Genomic DNA, 18,049 nt, shown 5'->3' with positions numbered 1-18,049 from the left:
GGGTAACGGCAAAAAATTCGAAAGTCTAGCGCAAAAAACATTAAACCCCTTGGTTTTTAACGAAAAACCAAGGGGGGTCTTTATACGGATACCATTGATAGCTCAGGGTATTGACTCCATATTTTCCCGTCCAACAACCTGCCGTTTTTTCTCTTGTGTTTTCCGCCCCACTGTTTAAAAAAGAAGGGTACATTTTGTTTTTGACATTGTCTCAAAATATCTCTAACCCAGTCAGCTTCAATTGGTCTGGCCCCGGGTCCTGATTCTCCTCCCACAATTACCCAATGAATGCCGGATAAATTTAATTCATATAAGGGTTCAAGTAATGGTTCACAGGACAAAAATCGTATCTTTGCAGGAATTTCTTGTAATATTTTTATTCGGTCTTTGGCTTGAAAATTTTCCACCGTTACCCCAAACCAAATATTTTCCGTCCATTTAAGCCTACCTGCAATTTTTAAAGCTCTTTCCGGCCTCTTCGTTAAAACTTGAAATGTGTGATGAGTTGCAAGATTCATCACGTTAAACACCCGGATGATAAATTCTTCAGGCACTTCTTCGTGAAACAAATCCGACATTGAATTTACAAAAATCATCCGCGGTTTTTTCCATTTTAAGGGATAATCTAAAACATCTTCATGCACCGTAACTTTAAACCCATTTCTATATCTTGGAATCCCTATAATTTTGAGCCTACAAGCTAATCGCTCGGCATAACAGTTTTGGCAACCCGCCGAGATTTTAGTACAACCAGTTACAGGATTCCATGAAGCTTCCGTCCACTCAATTGAACTATTTAATGCCATCCTCTCACAACCTTTTTCTTTTATCTTACTTCATTTTTTTATTTAAAACAAGTGTTCGCTCTTTCATTATTCGCTACTATTTAATATATATTCAGCAATCTTTAATGCTAATTTCTTTCCGTTTGGATTACCAACAGCAAAGCAAAACAAAAATATCGGAACATTTTTCGAGTTTTTAAGTTCAAGGGGATTTTCTGCGACACCTGGAAATATCTCTTTCAATCTTTTTATGAGAAATTTTTTTATAGCAGTAAAATCAGTATTTTTTTGCATACTTTCAATATTCCCAAATAAAGTATAGGAATCTACCGGTGAATAGAATTCCTTGAACCATTCATCAGTACCAAAAACATCATTTAGCCTATTTTTCAAAGAATCACTGATTTGTCCATCACGTTTTAAAAGACGATTTACAGCACTTGCTAAAGGAAATAAATACCATAAATCTATTCCCCGCGTTCTGGCTATCGCCTCAATAGTCTTCCATCTCACTTGTAACCCGTAAGGATCAAGAAAAAGGACAGCCCTACCTTTTCTCCAGTCAATAGTTTTTAACAATTTCAAAAGTGTCTCATTTGCTTCTCCTTGAATAACCTCAATTTTATCCGCTTTTTCCGGAAATTCATTTTTTAATTTCAATAAATCTTCATAATAATCTTGGTTTTTTTCAATAAATATATATTTATGAAAGGAAGGTTCAAGCTGTAATGCAATTCGAGCCGAACCTTCAAAAAATTTCTTTTCAATTTCCGAAAACTCCGGGAATAACATTAATTGCTCGGATTCATTTTCACTTTCATCAACACTCATACGATACCGCGTTCCTGCAAATGCATCTATATAATAAAGCTGAAAACCTGTATTTTTTAAAGCTTTCGTATAAGCCCCTAAATATTTTTTTAAAACTGTTAATTTCTTTTCTGTCCAATCTCCTCCAAAAGAGTGGTGAATTTCATTCATAAAATATTACCTCTTTCTCTTTTATCAGGGTGTTTAAGCGCCATTAAACTTTATAATACTGGCCGCTTCAAATTTGAGATCCCTCCACTCATTTTCTACTGATTAAGCCCTTTTTTCTATTGTCACCTTAATTTTTATAATTTTTTTACAATTTATTCTACATTAATTTTCCGATTCCTTGTTTTGCTTTGCCAAATTTTGTCGTAAAAATTTTACATAATTCGACTTTTTTATCTAAAAAATGGACTTTCTTTTAAAAACTTGAGCTGGTATTATTACCAAAAAATAAACTTTCTTAATTTAAGCCGCAAGATTTATTTTATCTTAGCAAACCGCGTAGATTTAAACAATATTAAACCCATAACTACTGATCCGACAATTTCTTGACACGTGTATATATACGTATTATAATTCTCTTAGGATCAGCTTATTAGAAAATAAATCCTATAGCGCTGTTGATATATAAATTTCCAGGGAGAAGTTAAATGAAGGCATATTCATCGAGAGAAATAATAAAAATACTCAAAGATGATGGTTGGTTTCTCTATGAAGTTCGGGGAGACCACCATTAATTTAAGCATCCTGTAAAGAAAGGAAAGGTTACGGTGCCTCATCCCAAGAAAAATATACCAATAAAAACAGTAAAAAGCATACTAAAACAAGCAGGTATCAAAATTGAATAGTTCACTAATATCCCCTTTCAAAAATCTTAACGGAGGTTTTTATTTATGTATAAAGACTTATATGTGTTCCCTGCCATCTTTGACTATGCCGAAGATGGTATTTCCGTTGAATTTCCTGACCTTCCAGGATGTTTAACCTGTGGTGATAATACGGAAGAAGCTTTAAAAAATGCTAAAGAAGCTCTTGAACTTCATCTGTATGGTATGGAAAAAGATAATGAGCCAATTCCTGAACCAACACCTATAGACAAAATTAAGATTGAACCCAATCAAGTTCTCGTATTGGTAGAAGCCTGGATGCCTTTAGTTCGCAGTGAAATGGATAATAAAGCGGTTAAAAAAACATTAACTATACCAAAGTGGTTAAACGACCTAGCTGAAAAAAAGAAAATTAATTTTTCTCGTGTTCTCCAGCAGGCTTTGAAGGAACAATTAGGTATAAAAGAACGGGAAATATAACCGTAACTTTAATTTAACTATCTCCTGCCAGGCAGTTAGGCTAAAGGAAATTTTCTATAAGATTAGCAAAGGGTAACGGCAAAAAATTCGAAAGTTTAGCGCAAATGACATTAACCCCCTTGGTTTTTAAAGAAAAACCAAGGGGGTTTTTTATACAGATACCATTGATAGCTCAGGGTATTGACTCCATATTTTCCCATCCAGCAACCCGCCGTTTTTTCTCTTTTGCGTTCCGTATAAAATTATGCCAATGGCCTAGCAGTACAAAAGCTCCTTGGCAAAAGATAGTGAGCAAAATTTGCGGACACTTAATTTGAACTAAGTGTGGTCAATTAGCGCGAGCGGTAACATTCATATTCATTAAGTATTTTGCCACATTCAAATCGCTTTCTGCAAAATTAAACCATTCGAAGGCAATATCCCAATTATCCATAAATTTTAATACCTTCCCGGGCAATTTTATACTCTAAGGTTGATTTAAGTTGTGAACGCTTGAAAAATTCATCATTACTATAAATTAAAAGATCAACCGGAACTTTAACGTTGGGGCTATACACTTAATACGCAAATACAAGTTTTAAATCAACGATAAGATCGTCAAAAATGGATACTTTGATTACATCATCATCATCAGTATATATCTCTGGTCTGCCATACCTTTTGTTGGCTTGTAAAGTAAATACACTTATAATTTTGCTGTCCGGCTCTACTATCCAATACTCTTTTACACCGAATTTTTCATATAAATTAAATTTTTCTACTTTATCTTTTCTTGCGGTAGATGGAGATACAATCTCTACAATTAAATCAGGAGCTCCTTTGCATCCCTCAGCATCAAGTTTTGCTTCATCACATACCACCACTATATCAGGCTCAACAACAGTTTTTATATCTTCATCATTTTTTTCATTACTGGAAGGAAGCCTAACACCAAAAGGTGCATGATAGACCTTGAATGGCTTATCTTTAAGATAATTGTAAAACTGATTAAAGATCGCTCCCGAAATTTCCTGGTGAATTCTTGACGGCGGTGCCAGCAAATAAACCTGTCCATCAATTAATTCAATTCTTTCCTCTTCTGGCCAGGTCAAATAATCAACATACGTATATATTTTATCTTTTTCGGGTAATGGCATATTTCCGCTCCCTGTTCCAAGCTTTTGCCCCACCAGTATAAGTATATCCTGTGATACTATTATGTTAATGTTAATTTTTTTACCGGCAATACTCTATATTCGTCTTCAAGTGATTTAATCGGCTGATATACCAGCATCTACCTTATCAGCAAGTCTTGACCTTAAATCCGAAAACACTTCATCATGCGAAAACCGCTTAGTCGTCGTCTTTGCTTCCAGCTCTGCTTCCTTAAGATTGAAATAGATTTCACTTTCAAATAGGATAAAATCGGAAACCGGTCTAATGTGTGGCATGTAACCACCCTTTCTTATTTATCGTAATTTTACCATAATTATGATAATTAAGCACGATCGCTACTTTAAACATTGTGATTATCGTGGGATACTGTCACAAGATGTCTTTATGCTTATAAATACTTGAGCTGATAAAAATTTAACTATCTCATTCCATGCAGTTAGGCCAAAGGAAATTTTCTATAAGATTAGCAAAGGGTAACGGCAAAAAATTCGAAAGTTAAGCGCTAATGACATAAACTTTTAAAATATTCCTTAAAAGCAGATGCAAGGGCACTTCCCGAACTTGTCCCATCTTGCATGTAACCTACAATTTTTTATCTTTGACATTATCCAATTTTAATTTTGACATTTTTGATAACCTGAGCCCTGCCAGAAGTCCAAGGTAGATTATTACCCAAGCAAGCAGCAAATCTTTAAAGGTATTTACACTCGGCCAATCAGCTTAAACAAACCTCAGTTGATTTTATATATTTATCAATTTTACTAAAAATAGCTTTTATTTTAATCAAAAAATTGGTATAATTTACAATAAAACTGAATGGGGGGATATATTTGAAAAGAAACTTATTGATTTTTTTCCTACTGTTTAGTTTTTTATTAACCAATACCGTTACTGTTAATGCGAGTTTATTGACTGATTTAAAAAAGGGGTTATAGGAGGAGTTAATGATTTTTGGAAATACATAACTGGTGAAAAATCTCAACAAGAAACGATAAAACCTGAAGATGCAAAAAAATTAACCCAAAAGGCTAAGGAAGATTTTAAAAGATATTTAAAAAGTGGAGAATTTGTTAATGATTTTAAGCATGCAAAGGTAGTAAACAAAGCTGCACTTATAAAGGTAAAGAATGATCCCAACACAAAGGTACAGTTAAAAAATGCAGCAGGAGTTGTTATTGTTACTAATACGGGTATAGTAGTGGTAGCAGCTAGTGAACTGATTGGTCCAGTAGCTGGATTTTTTGCCTCATTTGCTTCTGATGCAATAAATGAAGCCTCTGGCACAATTATGCAAGATGCAGCTAAAGAAGCTCTTCAATATGCCACATTTGCTAATGCAAAAGATATTCTTTCTAGTTATAAAAATGTTAAAAATACGGCAGAGTTCTTTAAAACAACAGGAAGCAATTTAGTGGATTTAACACTTAAGTATTTTGAAAATAAAAATTTCTATGGTACAGGTGATGTGTTTTACATTATTAATAAATACGGAGAATTGCAAAGAGCATTTAAATAGCAAAAAGTTCTGGGAGCGGTTAAACAGAACCGCTCCCTTTTTTGTGCATTGAAAAAGTGGCAATACACGAATACACAATTTTAAAATCATCGGTCCCTTATATGTGAGAATAGCAAAAAATTACGATAATCATGGATTTTAAAAGATAATTGTAAATCTTTAAATAAAATCGTCCATCTCGGCAATAAAATCATAAATTTGCTTAAATTTCACCTTTTCCATACCTTTTTTCACTCCTACCGGCAAAAGCATATTTCCCCCTCGTGTAATAGTACTTGTCGAGGTTTTTGAAGGTGGGCCCACCGGTCTTCCGGGAGCGGTTCTTTTTAGCCTACCCGGTAGGGTGGTTTTACTGCCTTTTTCCTATCGTAAATCTGCCTTTCTCCCGTTTTTGCTTCTCTTTTGCTTCTGTTTTACTTCCCTTTTTGGGCATAAAAAATTCTGGCAAACAATTTTTCGGAAAGAGGAGGTGGGATACTATAAAATTCATAAAAATGCTTGAAAAAATGAGTATAATATATAAAAAACTAAAAAGGAGATGATGAAGTGCGTAAAAAAGTAATTGCTTTAACTTTAACTTTCTTAATGTTTTTAAGTATTTTCACGGTAGCTTATGCTGCACTGCAGCCGGATTACAGGATTTATGGACTTTATGTAAACGGCAAGAGCAGTCTTACCATTAACTACAAATACTTAAAAAACAAACCTACCTATTATGCGTTGACAGTAACCGTAAAAGCAAGCCGCAGTCCTTACAGCAAAACCTACGAAAGCGTGCCGGTAATAATTCAGCTTAAAGACAGCAAAGGGCAGGTATTGCAGAGCGCTGCAGGCAAAGTTGCTTTGAAATCCACTGCTTCGGCAACAGCTAAATTTAACCTTAAACTGGTTAACGGCACTTACTATGTAGTAGCTTATCTTGACCAGAGAGTAACCAACGGTTTAACTGCTGACCAGTTAAAAACCGTAAACGCCATGAAGTTTTTGCCGGACCGGGACATGAAAAATAACTATAAATCTGTAAAAGTTGTTGTAACCGGTGTAACCGGCAATGACAGCACCTTACCGCCGGTAGCGGAAATGCCAAAAGTGGACGTGAAATCCCGGCAGGAGTTGATTAATGCGGCATGGGAGTTTTATAAGAAAAAATTCAAATATCCTGAATCTATGAGTAGTTGGGCTCCTGAAGCAAGAGATAACTATATTAAATACTTTACTCAAAAAGGAAATAACCCTATTCCTACTGATGAACTAGACAATAAAAAAGCTGTATTTTACCTCTTTAAAGCCAACTACACCATGAACGGCAAACCTTTAACCGATGAAGAAGCACGACTGGCAACAGCTTATGCTACCAATACTTTAAAGTATGACTTTTATCTTTATCAGCATGACCTGTTAGCCAACGATAAAGAACACCTGTTCAAGATATTCGGTCAAGCAGCTTGCGAGGAATATAATGTTTATAAGTGGAATACCAATATTTTAACATTAGACCAGATTAACAAAAATATTAGAGATTTTACCGGGACAAAAACAACTTTCATTCCTTATCCTTATACTGCTACAAATGAACCGGAAACCAAGGCAGAAGCCATTTACAAGGAAAACAGGCTGTGGCCTTTTGGCAAAACCGGCTGGATTTCCCAATACGTGTATGAGCTGCAAAAAGACAACTTACGATTAGGCGATAATCTATTGCAAGATTATGTTTATATCACCGACTACGAATTAACTCCCGGTAAAGACCAGTTGAAATCCATTACCGTACGGGGCTTCTTATCGCCGCACCGGGTAAAAATGGTATTCGATAAACCGGTCAACGTAATTTTAGATTTGACCGATTACTTTGCCGAAAAAACCTGGCAGGATTTAAAGACAAAGCCCAAAAATGAAGTGCTGGTCTATAAAGGTACCGTATATCCATGGGAAGAATATGGCAAACAAGACCCGGATGTGCTGGTAAAAGTCATGGAAACTCTAAAGAACAATAAAGTGCCGGTTTATGTCAACCCATTAACTGCAAATACCAGTGATTTAACAGAAAATCTGCATTATGATTTACAGAACAGCGGATACTATGACAGTGGGCACTTGCGGACTATTTACGACCCAACCGGAACTAAAATCGCTTTAAGTTGGACGTTGAATCAATATGATGGAACTTATGGGCAGTTCAAACGCGGAGCCAACGGTATAGCCATTAAAGTAGGTTTTAACATGACTGCTGGTGGCGGTTACGATACCACCTTCCAGACATTGCATGAAACTTCGGACTTGACCGGTTTCCCTACATATCTCCTGCAGCCCAAAGGCGGAGTAAACTATGTGCAACTGGTTAACGACACTAACCACATTGAATGGAAAGGCAACGGTGGCTATGCTGTCCCGTGGTATGCTGAAATTACAGTATTCAATCCTTATTAATAAAAGCAGGCGGAATATCCGCCTGCTTTTATCTTCTACCGAAAGGGAGTGAGAAATTGCGTAAGATTGCAGTATTAACTTTAATGATATTTGTATGGGCAATGCTGTTTGCTACTCTGCCAGTTAAACCAGCTTTAGCCGCAACAGTAACAGTTTCTACAGACAATAAAGGCGATACTAGTCCAACACTTAGTTCTATAAAAGGTAAGTTTACAACTCCGCCTGCTCCACCAGAAAATAAGAAAAATGTAGCGATAACGTTTAACGTTTATGGCTTTATTAGTACCACCAGTGGCGGAAATAAAATTTATGTTTTATGGGATGGAGCTTTCGCCTACACCACCAACAAATTGAACCTTCACGATATCTCTCATTCTCATCACATCTAATGTGATAATACCACATCAGATGCTTTTACCCATAATATTTAACGAAGAGCCAGAATCTTCTTGTGCTGGCAATGGCTGTTTTTCTGCAGTTTTCTTTGCCATTTTATGCATTTTTATATTGCCAAAAACAGTTTTCTAAGTTAAATTCTCTTTTTTTTATTTATCCAAAGCACTATTAATAAAATAAAAAATAATACTATTCCATAGTACAAACCAAAAAAAATATATAATTTATAAGTAGCATAAATTATTAGCGACCACATACTTACAACTCCACCATAAATACTAAAAATACGAATAAATATGTAATCCTTAAACAATGTATAAGCAACCAACACTACTATCATTGATGCTAAAAATGTTAATACCGTTAAGTCTATCCAGGCAATTTCATAATCTTGTAGGAAGTTTAAAATAGTTTTATTGTATTCTAATATTCTATCTAAATTTGATTGAGTAAATGCTGTGTTATCAATTTTTATTACAAAATCAAATATTGAATTCAAAACAAAATAATAGATTGCAATTACCCATAATAATTGCAATAGCGTATATTCATTTAATTTAGAAACAAAATTTTTAATATAGTCTGCAAAAATGGTAAATACCTCCATATTTACAATCTAACCTCTCCTGTATAAAACATTTACTTTTATTTTTTTTGATCGCTGTAATATTCTTTTTTGCTAATTTAACTTATTTTATACATTTCTAACTCATTTGATAATTTATTAATTTGACCTATTTTTATTATCTTAATTAATTTGTCAATATCGAATTTAAATTGACCCATTTTCATCGAATTTAAATTGATCCACCCTGGCTTTTTTAAAATTAAGCATAACGGCATACGGCAGGAACCTGTTTTGGAAGTCTAAATCGTCTTACATAATCCCTTAAAATAGTGCGACCTCCGGTGTAGCCTTCTTCTTTGATTCTTTCGTAAATGACTTCGCAGTTGAATATCCCAGATTTATGAGCTCTTGAATGGTATCTTTGTATGGGTCGAGTTTTTAACCTTTTTGGGATATGGCTTCTTTTCGGGAATACCCTCTGCTCTGAAGTATTTGGTCAATTATACACCGGCGGTGACATTAGGCTATTTCATTCTTATTAAAATATCAATAACTTCGTTATAGTAATAATTGGCTTTAATCAATGTAAATAAACGACTGAGGAGCAAAATCTACTCCAAGGGTCTTTAATTCTATAGGTGTATTATATTTTCTTATATCTCTAAGTTTATATGCTATCGCTTTTTTACGACCTTTAAAATAATCTTCGAAAAACTCTCTATTTATACCAGCAAAATCTTTTGTAATTTCCCAGACAATATGGGGTTCGTCAATAATTATTTCCTCAATATTAGCCTCACCAACAATCATTTTTATAGGGTGAGTTGAGTAAATTAATATTTTTTCTATATTTTTCCGTTTAAATATTGTTTTCCTGTATTCATATTTCTTAATGCCACTAAATATTTTTTCAACATGTTTTGGATTAATCGATAATAATATTTTGCACATTTTTACCACCTAATTCTAATATTTTTAAAAATTGTTCACGTGACAACCTAATATTATATGGATGTCCTTCAAATAAGCCCATATCTTTTAATTTTTTAAAAGTTATGTTTTTTCCCTTACCAAAAAATCCATTATATATCATTTCAATTACTACTATATTCTCTTGAGTATCATAAAACTCCTCTAATTGGTCATTTGTAAAAACAGTTTTATTTTTAGTCATCAATATAAAATCATTTAAATCTGTTAATTTTTTTCCGTACTGTTTAATATATTTAATTTTAGTAATAGTGCAATATGATGTGGCAACTGATTTATACTGCCTATTTTCACCTGTATGTATCCTATATATTATTACCGGTTCTCCCTCCCTATGGTGAAGTTCACCATAGGGAAAACCTATATAGACTTTTGTAATTCCATTTGTGGCAGCAATTTCCTCAAAATCCTGTTTAGTATTATATAACTCTGAAAAAGGAAACAAAGTATCATGATAATAATCATAAATTGGTATATAACCCGCCTTTGTAAAATTTGATTTAATGTATGGAAATGCAGTATAAGGATTTAAATTTTCAACATTCTTTTTATTTTTTATATATACAAATTCTCCCCGGTAATTCATCCCTACATTTTTGAAGCCAAATTTTTCAATTAGTTCAATAAGCACTTTATGCCTTGGCAATATTGTTAAATATATTTCTTCAGCATCTGATTCCTGCCATTTCCATAATGCAATACCTAAAGCGCCTTCTCCAAGTCTTTGTCCTTGTATTCTATCATCAAGTTTAAAAGTACCAATTTTAATTCTTTTCTTTTGAGGAAGAACTTTATCATTAATTTTAATTTCCTCTTCCTCATCCTTAAAATAAATAAAAGCACAAATACCCCACTCATCTTTGTAAACAAACGCCTTCTCATTATTTTGCACTTTCTTTAAAAACCATTCTGGAAATTCTTCATAATCTTCCTTCAATGACTCAAAAAACGGATCAGCTAAATCACACTCAGAAAACGGCAGCCATTCAAATTTTCTGATCAACTATACCTCCTCCTATTTCCTATTTTCACAATAATAAAGAAAAGCAACGTCACTTTATCAGTCAATCGCTTAAGGATTCTGTAAAACTTTACTGCAAAGTTCATTAATTTTTTCAAACCAACTTTTTACCTCATCCCAAGCATTTAAATCTTCAAGATGTTTTTTAGTTATTTCCTTAGAGCATCTACAACAAAGTTTCATTTTTATATCCTTTTCTTTCATATTTGGAATTTTATTTTGAATTTTTTTCGGAATATCCTCGTAGTCCCAATTTTCAACATCACTTAAATCAATATTAAATTCTTTTTCGACAATTTCCTTAGGGATGTAATTTTCTATTTCTCTTTTTTCTGTTAACCTGCCACAAGATCCATCATTCCTGGAATTTACTTCTTCGATTTGCTTTTTATACTGTTCATTTGTGTCTCTATCATATAAATGAAATTCAATTGCATTAGTGTTTTTCAAAGCATATCTATTTATCCAATCTTTTAAATTTGCCCCACGCATTGGAATTATGCTTAGAATACCTGCTTCTATTTTTGATTCTATATCGATAATTTCTTTCAATTCCGGTATATTTTGGTTAATATTTAATAAAAATTTTTCATCGGTTTCTCCCTCTACACAAACAATTACTTTAGCAATCTCGGGCAAAAGCCCCATATTTTTTATAATTTTGTCCGCAACTTCAACATCGAAATTTTTAACATTTGAACTATGATCTTTTTGTTCAATATATCGAATTGAACTTGTTTCTAATAACCGTATCAACGCTGGGCTATGCGTGGTAATTAAAACTTGGATGTTTGGATATTCAGATAATTCTAAAAGTTGCTCAATTAATTTTTTTTGTAAATCTGGATGTAAAGACGTTTCAGGCTCTTCAATCGCATATATAGTTGAAGCTAAATTTTTATCTCTCTTCAATCTTTCAACCTCTGCAGTAAAGAAGCTTAATAACACTATACGTCGAATACCACTACCCCGTTTATTTAGCGGTATTTCGTCAGTTTTGAAACCTATTGATTTATATACACTTGACCATTTTAACTTATCAATCCCAGGTATCTCTGGCTCTAAATTAAAGTTAGAATCTGGTGAAAAATTTTTAAAATAATCTATTGTTTCTTGGGCGATTTTACTAATTTTCTCGTTTACCTTCTTTGCAATACTCTCAAGATTTTGCTTGACCTCTTCTTCATTAAAGATTTGTTCAATTGCCACTTTAAGAGGATCTTGTACTTCTTCATCTTGGTCCAAATTTTTCCTATCAGAATGGAAAAGGGCATATAAAGGTAAATAGTCTGAAAGCTTTTCCCAAATTTTCTTTGCATCTTCGCTATCAACTTTTACTTCTATTTCATCTAACCTCAACTCACCATCTTTTTGTTGATAATATTTTCTTATAGCCTTTCGCAGAACTGCTGACTTACGCTTATCTTCACAATCAATGTTATTTTCTTCAACAAATTTTCTTAAATCATTTATTTTCTTTCTCAAAATATCTTGCAAATAATCATCATTGGCAGGATGGTAACATTTTAATGCTGTTTCTTGTAGTTTTGCATTTTTAAATGTCTTCCAAATTTCTAAATTGTCATTTCGATTCAATAAATATTCGTCTTTCAAATTGGTGGGATTAGTTTCATCGATAATTAATTCTTCAGGATAGTTTGTAAGCTCTATCCCTATTCTAAAAAAATCCTTACCTTCACTTGCTGCTTTCACATTCAGATCATTTTTATCAATCTTCACATTCCCTTTTCCTTCATTAAAAAAAATATCTAAAGCCTCAAAAATAGATGACTTTCCAGCATCATTCTTGCCAATAAATGCTGTAAAATCTGATATATCAACTTCATGTAATCCATAATAACCTCTAAAATCTTCTAGAAAAATCTTAACTAACTTCATATCTTCTCCCCTTTATTTTTCAATATTATCAATATTTTTATTTTTGACCGGCTACACTTCCCTAAATAGATCATTGAGTTAGAATAAAACCATTTTGGATTAATTACAACGGCATCTTCTTGAATTTGAAACCCATTGCCTATTTTTTAACCTAAATCTGATAGGTTGTTTAGTTATGCCAGGTGATTTACAAATTGTACAAAACCGTTTTCCTGGAGCTGTCAAGAAAGCAGTTCCCGGTCTTTCTCGAAATCTACCGTCGCTTCTAACCCATATAACAGAGGTTCCTTGCGCAGCTGCAGTGATAGCTTTATAAGCATAAGCATTCGCATCTGACCCATGATGCGGCGCTGTTACAATCGAATTTTCTAAGTAAGGAAGTTGGATCCCTTTTAAATCCGAATCTGCGGTAAAAAGAATTCCCGGAATATCACTCGATAATTTTGCAAAAAATACAAGGCTTTCTCGATTTACTGTTGTAAGAGATAAAAGCGCAAACAACATTTCTGATGGACAAGGTTTTACTTGAGTAATTTCCCTTGCATTTAACGGTTGCAAAATCGGGTTTTCATGCAAAAGACCTGGATGAGTATAATTGTACTCGAACCAACGAACAGGAATTCCTCTATGATAGGCTGCTTCTGCAATTCGACGAATGCGCAAACCTGCTTCTATAGCCTGCCAAAAAAGTTCTTTTTCCCAACTCCAGTGCATCCATAACATTTTCCACATACGAATCAATCTCCAATCATAAAGTTCCCAATCTGCCCATAATCCCCTATTTGCCATCCCAATTTTAAATTTAACTGGCCAGTTTTCATTTTCTTCTGCTGGCCTTTCTTTTAACCTCATGTGTTCTAGATTTTTCTCTGCAATGTAATCTCCAAATCTCTCAATTATACTTTTGTCATTGTTAAACTCATTACTCCAATATTCCTCACTTTTGTTTTTGGTAATTCTCAAGACCTGTTCCCAAAGCTCTTCTGCAATAACACTGATTGGTTTAACTAAGTGGGGTAATACCGCAGCCCAACGTCCCGGTAACCATAACTCTTTGCATTTAAGTCCGGATTCAATAAAACCAATTATTCCATTTGCATGGTCAGCATCGTTATGCGTACAAATTATTATGTCTACATTTTCTTTTTTTGTGAATTTACGGAACAAAAAAGCAAAATTTTTAATGGACCGACCACCATCAACAAGGATTGAAACAGTTGGGGTTTCTAAGAAAAACGCATCACCTTGTCCTACAGGAATGGCAATAAATCGCACCTTATCAGTATTTGCAGTTGAAAGCCTTAAATACATAAATTCCACTCCTTTTTGATATTACAACAAGCTCAATCCCCTTTTTTCATACTACATTTACATTAATTGACAAGCCCTCATCCTTCAAAAAAATTAGGGTTCCTATTAAATTACCTTAGTTTTTATAATTTTTTTACAATTAATTCTAAAAACTTTTTCAATTACTATTACTGTCTTACCAAATTTTGTCGATAATTCGACTTTATTGATCAAGTCCAAATTTTTTGTAAAAATCCCTCTGGTTAGAATCTAAGTAATTAATCACAGGCCAGAAAAGTATAAATAAAAGTTGAATTAATCCGGAATGTTTGTGAATTATCTTTGCATCGTTTGAAATGGGAGTTCTAAAAAGTAGAAATTAATTTACCTAATTAATGACTTTTTTCTTACTAGAAAAATAGGCAAATCGATCTAAGAAGTCTAAAATTTCTTTAAAATCATCTGGGCTTGAATATTTAATGTATTCATTTGTTTTATTTTTTAAGTCACCAAAAATACCAAATAAATTATGACCTCTTACATACCTTTTTATGTCTTCTATTTTATCCTTAGTTGGACGACTATCAAACAAAATATTTTTAATTTTTTCAGCCCTTTCATTACTATTCATTTTCTTTAAATAGTCAATAATATTTTCCTTGTTATTTTCAATATACTGTCTTATTTTGTTATAATAATCATCTTCACTTTTTATAATACCAATTTTTTGCAATACTTGAGGATTTAGAAAATAATTATCTATTGAACTATATTCTAAAACCAGTAATTTATTTCTAATTTCATTCAAATACTCTTCCCCTAAATTCTCTCTAAATTTATTTAATAACTTATTTATGATTTCGTTTATATCTTTTGTGTCAGAATCACGTATTATCGCAAACTTATCTTTAAATGAAGTTTTGTTTAAAAATCTTATTGTCGCATAAGTTTCAATATTATTACAACTTTTTGTATCAACAAAATATATTTTTGATACATCAATATTATAAAAATGTGTAATAATATTTGCTATTCTTTCTTTGTCGTCTTTACCTTCAAGGAAAATTACAAAATCGGTATGAAGGATATCTTCTGTAGAATAACCCAAATCAAATAAAATTTCACCTAAGTCTGTTTTTTCTATAACTGTTTCATTGTTACCATTAATAGTAACTTTTCTTACTTGCTCTAATTCAAAATCTTTAAGTAATAGTGGTGAGTGGGTTGTAAAAAAGACTTGTTTAGTTAATGAAATATCATGTAATATTGCTCCCATCAATTTTTGTAGAGAAGGATGTAAATATATTTCAGGTTCCTCTAACAAAAATATAACATTGTCATTGCTATTCATTTCTTGATATGCTTGCAATAATGATAAAATGTAGATACTTCTTATCCCTGCCCCAACATTTGATAAATCCAATTTCTTACCCAAATTGGAATCAATTATTTTTGTTTTAATTGATAATGACTTCTCTAAATTGCTTGTTGGATCAATAATTATTTTAAAATTTTGTTGAGAATAGTTATTTTGAAAAAATCTATTTATTGTTTCAGAAACTCCTCTTGAATTTATATCCATTTTATTTTTTATTAATTTTTCCAAATCTCTGAGGCTTAATTCTTGTATATTTTTCCTATGTATTTCATCAATACATTTTTTGCAATTGTCTAAAACACAAGAATCGCAAGAAATTTCTTCGTTAGCTCTATTTATATTTAAAATGAATTTTGAAAATAATTCATTTGTAAGCGTTTTTGCTTTTCCATTACCTTCTTCTTCAAAATTCCTATCATCATCAGTAAATGCTATTCTTGGTAAAAATTTTTTTAAATCACTAATATTATTTAAATCAGCATCATAATAATTAGACTCCATATTATTTTTATTAACCTTACAAATTATTGTTATTTCATTTTCTACTATTTTAAATTTGTCTTTTATTGCCTTTAACCATATATTGTATACTTCCCTGCTTTCTTCATCACTTTGTATTTCTTTGAAACTTTTTCCAGATATTAACTCTTCTCTTTTTGTTTTGAAATCATTAAAGCTATACTCTTGGAAATTAGTCCCAGCCTTTACATGATTAAAATCATTAGCATTTGATGGTATTTTTAGTATACCTATCTTGTTATCAAAAATAAAATTTTTAAAATCATCTTCTTCAAAATAAATTATTCCTTTTACCTCAATTTCACCAGAATCTTTGTGAAAATCCTCAGGTTTTACTTGATAATCCCCGGCTAGTAACCTTATTGCATTAATTATTGCACTTTTGCCAACGTTATTTTTTCCAACAAAAATCATGGCATTTGTAATTTCGTTTATATTTAGTTCTTTAATGGAACGAAAATTTTTTATTTTTAATTCTTTTATTTTCAAATTACCTTCCCTCCCACTACACTTATAATAGATGAATTTTGTTTCCTCCCTTATATGTTAAAATGGTTTATAGCAAGACAAGAAAATCATTCATGCCAACGTAATAAAATGATATAAAGCTAAAGTTTTTCTGGAAAAGACTATCTCCTTCTAGTCAGTTCGACTGCCTATACGAAAGTCGCCCTTCCTGACATAAAACTGTGGCCGGTCACGGTCGATAGAGTGGTCGTGCTTCGAGTACCTTAGTTAGATAAGGCTGACCGCCGAGTTACAGTATTTAATCTCCAAAATAAGTTAGGATGGTAGTAGATGCCCGTATCTGGCAGAACTTTGGAGAACCGATATTCACCATTTACGCCAACTTAAGCCAGACTCAGATCTAATCCAAGAATTTAAAAATTTAACCCGTGACCAGGATTCTTTAATCCAAGAAGCTACTCGTTTAACAAATCGTTTAATTGCTTGTTTAAAAGAATATTATCCGGTAGCCCTGGAGCTTTTTTCTAAGCCTACTGCACAAGTTGCTACAGATTTCTTGAAGCTTTATCCTACTTTGGAACTTGCCCAACAAGCTTCTGTCCGGAATTAGCGGCTTTCTTAAAATCTCATAAACATCCAAAACCTAATCAAACATCTATAGCAATTTATCAAAAAATTTTTTTAAAAATTTATTCTACATCATTTTCCCAATTCCTTGTGCTATTTTGCCATTTTTTGTCGTTAAAATTTTACATAATTCGACATTTTAAAATTTGCCTTATGTTGTAAAAACTTGAGCTGATATCATTTCCAAAAATAAACCTTCTTGATTAGTCACTTTTTTAGTCACTTTCTACAAAATATCTTTTTAAAAAATTAAACCGGCAGGAGACAGCACGGTTTGGAAATTAGAGATTGAAAGTTAGAAGCTCGAAAAAATAAAAGCCCCGGGTAAATCCAGGACTTTCTTCTGTATTCAGGCGTTGGTTAACGCACAGAAGTTTGTGTCATAGATATTGCCGGTGTAGGTCTTATAGCCGCCATTGCTCCAGATGGATACCCGTACCTTGTTCCAGACCCCTTCCCGGCCGAGGTAGCGCAACTTATAGCCTTTCTTCAAGGTTGCCAAGATCTTAGCATTGGCCTGCGGCGTTACCCGGAGGTTGGTGTTGGTGTAGGTGAGTTGCACCATCTTTTCTACGTACTTGCCGTACCTGTCGCCGGTGGTGTCGTTGTCGGGAAGGGAGGATATTTTTTGAAGGTTATGGTCATGACTTTTTCGGTGATGTTGCCGGAGTTATCTTTTACCTGTACCTTAATCGGATTGGAGCCTTCCGATAGTGTTACGATAATGCTCACCTCAGCATTTTTTGTTCCGACCGCAATAACTTTACCAGCGGTTGTCACACTGTCAGTTTTATCGTTATCGGTGACTTTTACGGTTAGGTTACTGAATTCTTACTTACGATGCTACCATCTAACGGCAAAAATTCAGTGATTAACGGGTTTTCGGT

At 33.0% G+C, this 18,049-nt stretch carries 17 protein-coding genes and 2 pseudogenes; 7 read left to right on the top strand and 12 right to left on the bottom strand.

Annotated features, from left to right (window positions below; all coding sequences use genetic code 11):
- Positions 1-80: 80 nt before the first annotated feature.
- Entirely contained in the window at positions 81-806 is a 726-nt protein-coding gene (locus ciss_RS00860) for a DUF5131 family protein (RefSeq protein WP_075864437.1), read from the bottom strand.
- A gap of 66 nt (positions 807-872) precedes the next feature.
- A complete protein-coding gene (locus ciss_RS00855; protein ID WP_075864436.1) occupies positions 873-1,766 on the bottom strand; it encodes a three-Cys-motif partner protein TcmP in 894 nt (297 codons plus the stop codon).
- Positions 1,767-2,350: 584 nt separating this feature from the next.
- Here ciss_RS00855 and ciss_RS13895 point away from each other — a divergent pair.
- A pseudogene (locus ciss_RS13895) lies at positions 2,351-2,449 on the top strand (type II toxin-antitoxin system HicA family toxin); the annotation flags it as partial.
- Between the two features lie 45 nt (positions 2,450-2,494).
- Positions 2,495-2,908, top strand: a complete 414-nt coding sequence (locus ciss_RS00845) for a type II toxin-antitoxin system HicB family antitoxin (RefSeq protein WP_075864435.1) — start codon at positions 2,495-2,497, stop codon at positions 2,906-2,908.
- A 557-nt stretch (positions 2,909-3,465) separates the two neighbouring features.
- On the opposite strand, the gene ciss_RS00840 is transcribed toward ciss_RS00845, so the two are convergent.
- Positions 3,466-4,044: a Uma2 family endonuclease gene (locus ciss_RS00840; protein WP_075864434.1), complete on the bottom strand. Its 579-nt coding sequence runs from the start codon at positions 4,042-4,044 to the stop codon at positions 3,466-3,468.
- Between the two features lie 114 nt (positions 4,045-4,158).
- Positions 4,159-4,338, bottom strand: a complete 180-nt coding sequence (locus ciss_RS00835) for a hypothetical protein (RefSeq protein ID WP_075864433.1) — start codon at positions 4,336-4,338, stop codon at positions 4,159-4,161.
- A gap of 923 nt (positions 4,339-5,261) precedes the next feature.
- On the opposite strand from ciss_RS00835, the gene ciss_RS00830 reads away from it, so the two are divergent.
- The 3 genes from ciss_RS00830 to ciss_RS00815 all read left to right on the top strand — a co-directional run bounded on the left by ciss_RS00830 (position 5,262) and on the right by ciss_RS00815 (position 8,395).
- Positions 5,262-5,579 (top strand): hypothetical protein, encoded by a 318-nt coding sequence (locus tag ciss_RS00830; protein WP_075864432.1) that lies wholly within the window; start codon positions 5,262-5,264, stop codon positions 5,577-5,579.
- 546 nt (positions 5,580-6,125) lie between these two features.
- Positions 6,126-8,006 (top strand): hypothetical protein, encoded by a 1,881-nt coding sequence (locus ciss_RS00820; protein WP_075864430.1) that lies wholly within the window; start codon positions 6,126-6,128, stop codon positions 8,004-8,006.
- A 56-nt stretch (positions 8,007-8,062) separates the two neighbouring features.
- Complete coding sequence (locus ciss_RS00815) at positions 8,063-8,395, top strand: hypothetical protein (protein ID WP_075864429.1); 333 nt, start codon at positions 8,063-8,065, stop codon at positions 8,393-8,395.
- Positions 8,396-8,535: 140 nt separating this feature from the next.
- Here ciss_RS00815 and ciss_RS00810 read toward each other — a convergent pair whose 3' ends face one another.
- The 7 genes and pseudogenes from ciss_RS00810 to ciss_RS00780 form a co-directional block, all read right to left on the bottom strand.
- Positions 8,536-9,009, bottom strand: a complete 474-nt coding sequence (locus tag ciss_RS00810; RefSeq protein WP_075864428.1) for a hypothetical protein — start codon at positions 9,007-9,009, stop codon at positions 8,536-8,538.
- A 226-nt stretch (positions 9,010-9,235) separates the two neighbouring features.
- A pseudogene (locus tag ciss_RS00805) lies at positions 9,236-9,464 on the bottom strand (IS21 family transposase); the annotation flags it as partial.
- Positions 9,465-9,546: 82 nt separating this feature from the next.
- Positions 9,547-9,921, bottom strand: a complete 375-nt coding sequence (locus ciss_RS00800; protein ID WP_075864427.1) for an ASCH domain-containing protein — start codon at positions 9,919-9,921, stop codon at positions 9,547-9,549.
- The gene (locus tag ciss_RS00795; protein ID WP_075864426.1) at positions 9,896-10,963 is read right to left on the bottom strand and encodes a GNAT family protein; all 1,068 of its coding nucleotides are present in this window, start codon (positions 10,961-10,963) and stop codon (positions 9,896-9,898) included. The genes ciss_RS00800 and ciss_RS00795 overlap by 26 nt, the downstream gene beginning before the upstream one ends.
- A 69-nt stretch (positions 10,964-11,032) precedes the next feature.
- Complete coding sequence (locus ciss_RS00790; protein WP_075864425.1) at positions 11,033-12,880, bottom strand: ATP-binding protein; 1,848 nt, start codon at positions 12,878-12,880, stop codon at positions 11,033-11,035.
- Between the two features lie 99 nt (positions 12,881-12,979).
- Complete coding sequence (locus ciss_RS00785) at positions 12,980-14,191, bottom strand: MBL fold metallo-hydrolase (protein ID WP_075864424.1); 1,212 nt, start codon at positions 14,189-14,191, stop codon at positions 12,980-12,982.
- Positions 14,192-14,558: 367 nt separating this feature from the next.
- Positions 14,559-16,556: an AAA family ATPase gene (locus ciss_RS00780; RefSeq protein WP_075864423.1), complete on the bottom strand. Its 1,998-nt coding sequence runs from the start codon at positions 16,554-16,556 to the stop codon at positions 14,559-14,561.
- Positions 16,557-16,875: 319 nt separating this feature from the next.
- Between ciss_RS00780 and ciss_RS13760 the strand changes: the two genes are divergently transcribed.
- Entirely contained in the window at positions 16,876-17,145 is a 270-nt protein-coding gene (locus ciss_RS13760) for an IS110 family transposase (RefSeq protein WP_077177378.1), read from the top strand.
- 366 nt (positions 17,146-17,511) lie between these two features.
- On the opposite strand, the gene ciss_RS13755 is transcribed toward ciss_RS13760, so the two are convergent.
- Positions 17,512-17,727 carry an SH3 domain-containing protein gene (locus ciss_RS13755; protein WP_369689000.1) on the bottom strand — a complete coding sequence of 72 codons (216 nt, stop codon included), beginning with the start codon at positions 17,725-17,727 and terminating at the stop codon, positions 17,512-17,514.
- Between the two features lie 63 nt (positions 17,728-17,790).
- On the opposite strand from ciss_RS13755, the gene ciss_RS13145 reads away from it, so the two are divergent.
- Positions 17,791-18,033, top strand: a complete 243-nt coding sequence (locus ciss_RS13145; protein ID WP_143298445.1) for a hypothetical protein — start codon at positions 17,791-17,793, stop codon at positions 18,031-18,033.
- Positions 18,034-18,049: the final 16 nt, after the last annotated feature.

The sequence above is a fragment of the Carboxydothermus islandicus genome, from assembly GCF_001950325.1.
In the GTDB taxonomy this organism is placed as follows: domain Bacteria; phylum Bacillota; class Z-2901; order Carboxydothermales; family Carboxydothermaceae; genus Carboxydothermus; species Carboxydothermus islandicus.
Note: the sequence above shows the minus strand (reverse complement) of the source record. Positions and strands in the feature narration are given on the sequence as shown.

Coding starts and splice junctions, on each gene's coding strand:
- ciss_RS00860 (WP_075864437.1), bottom strand. CDS start 806: ATGGCATTAAATAGTTCAATTGAGTGGACGGAAGCTTCATGGAATCCT.
- ciss_RS00810 (WP_075864428.1), bottom strand. CDS start 9,009: ATGGAGGTATTTACCATTTTTGCAGACTATATTAAAAATTTTGTTTCT.
- ciss_RS13755 (WP_369689000.1), bottom strand. CDS start 17,727: ATGGTGCAACTCACCTACACCAACACCAACCTCCGGGTAACGCCGCAG.
- ciss_RS00855 (WP_075864436.1), bottom strand. CDS start 1,766: ATGAATGAAATTCACCACTCTTTTGGAGGAGATTGGACAGAAAAGAAA.
- ciss_RS00800 (WP_075864427.1), bottom strand. CDS start 9,921: ATGTGCAAAATATTATTATCGATTAATCCAAAACATGTTGAAAAAATA.
- ciss_RS00840 (WP_075864434.1), bottom strand. CDS start 4,044: ATGCCATTACCCGAAAAAGATAAAATATATACGTATGTTGATTATTTG.
- ciss_RS00835 (WP_075864433.1), bottom strand. CDS start 4,338: ATGCCACACATTAGACCGGTTTCCGATTTTATCCTATTTGAAAGTGAA.
- ciss_RS00785 (WP_075864424.1), bottom strand. CDS start 14,191: ATGTATTTAAGGCTTTCAACTGCAAATACTGATAAGGTGCGATTTATT.
- ciss_RS00790 (WP_075864425.1), bottom strand. CDS start 12,880: ATGAAGTTAGTTAAGATTTTTCTAGAAGATTTTAGAGGTTATTATGGA.
- ciss_RS00845 (WP_075864435.1), top strand. CDS start 2,495: ATGTATAAAGACTTATATGTGTTCCCTGCCATCTTTGACTATGCCGAA.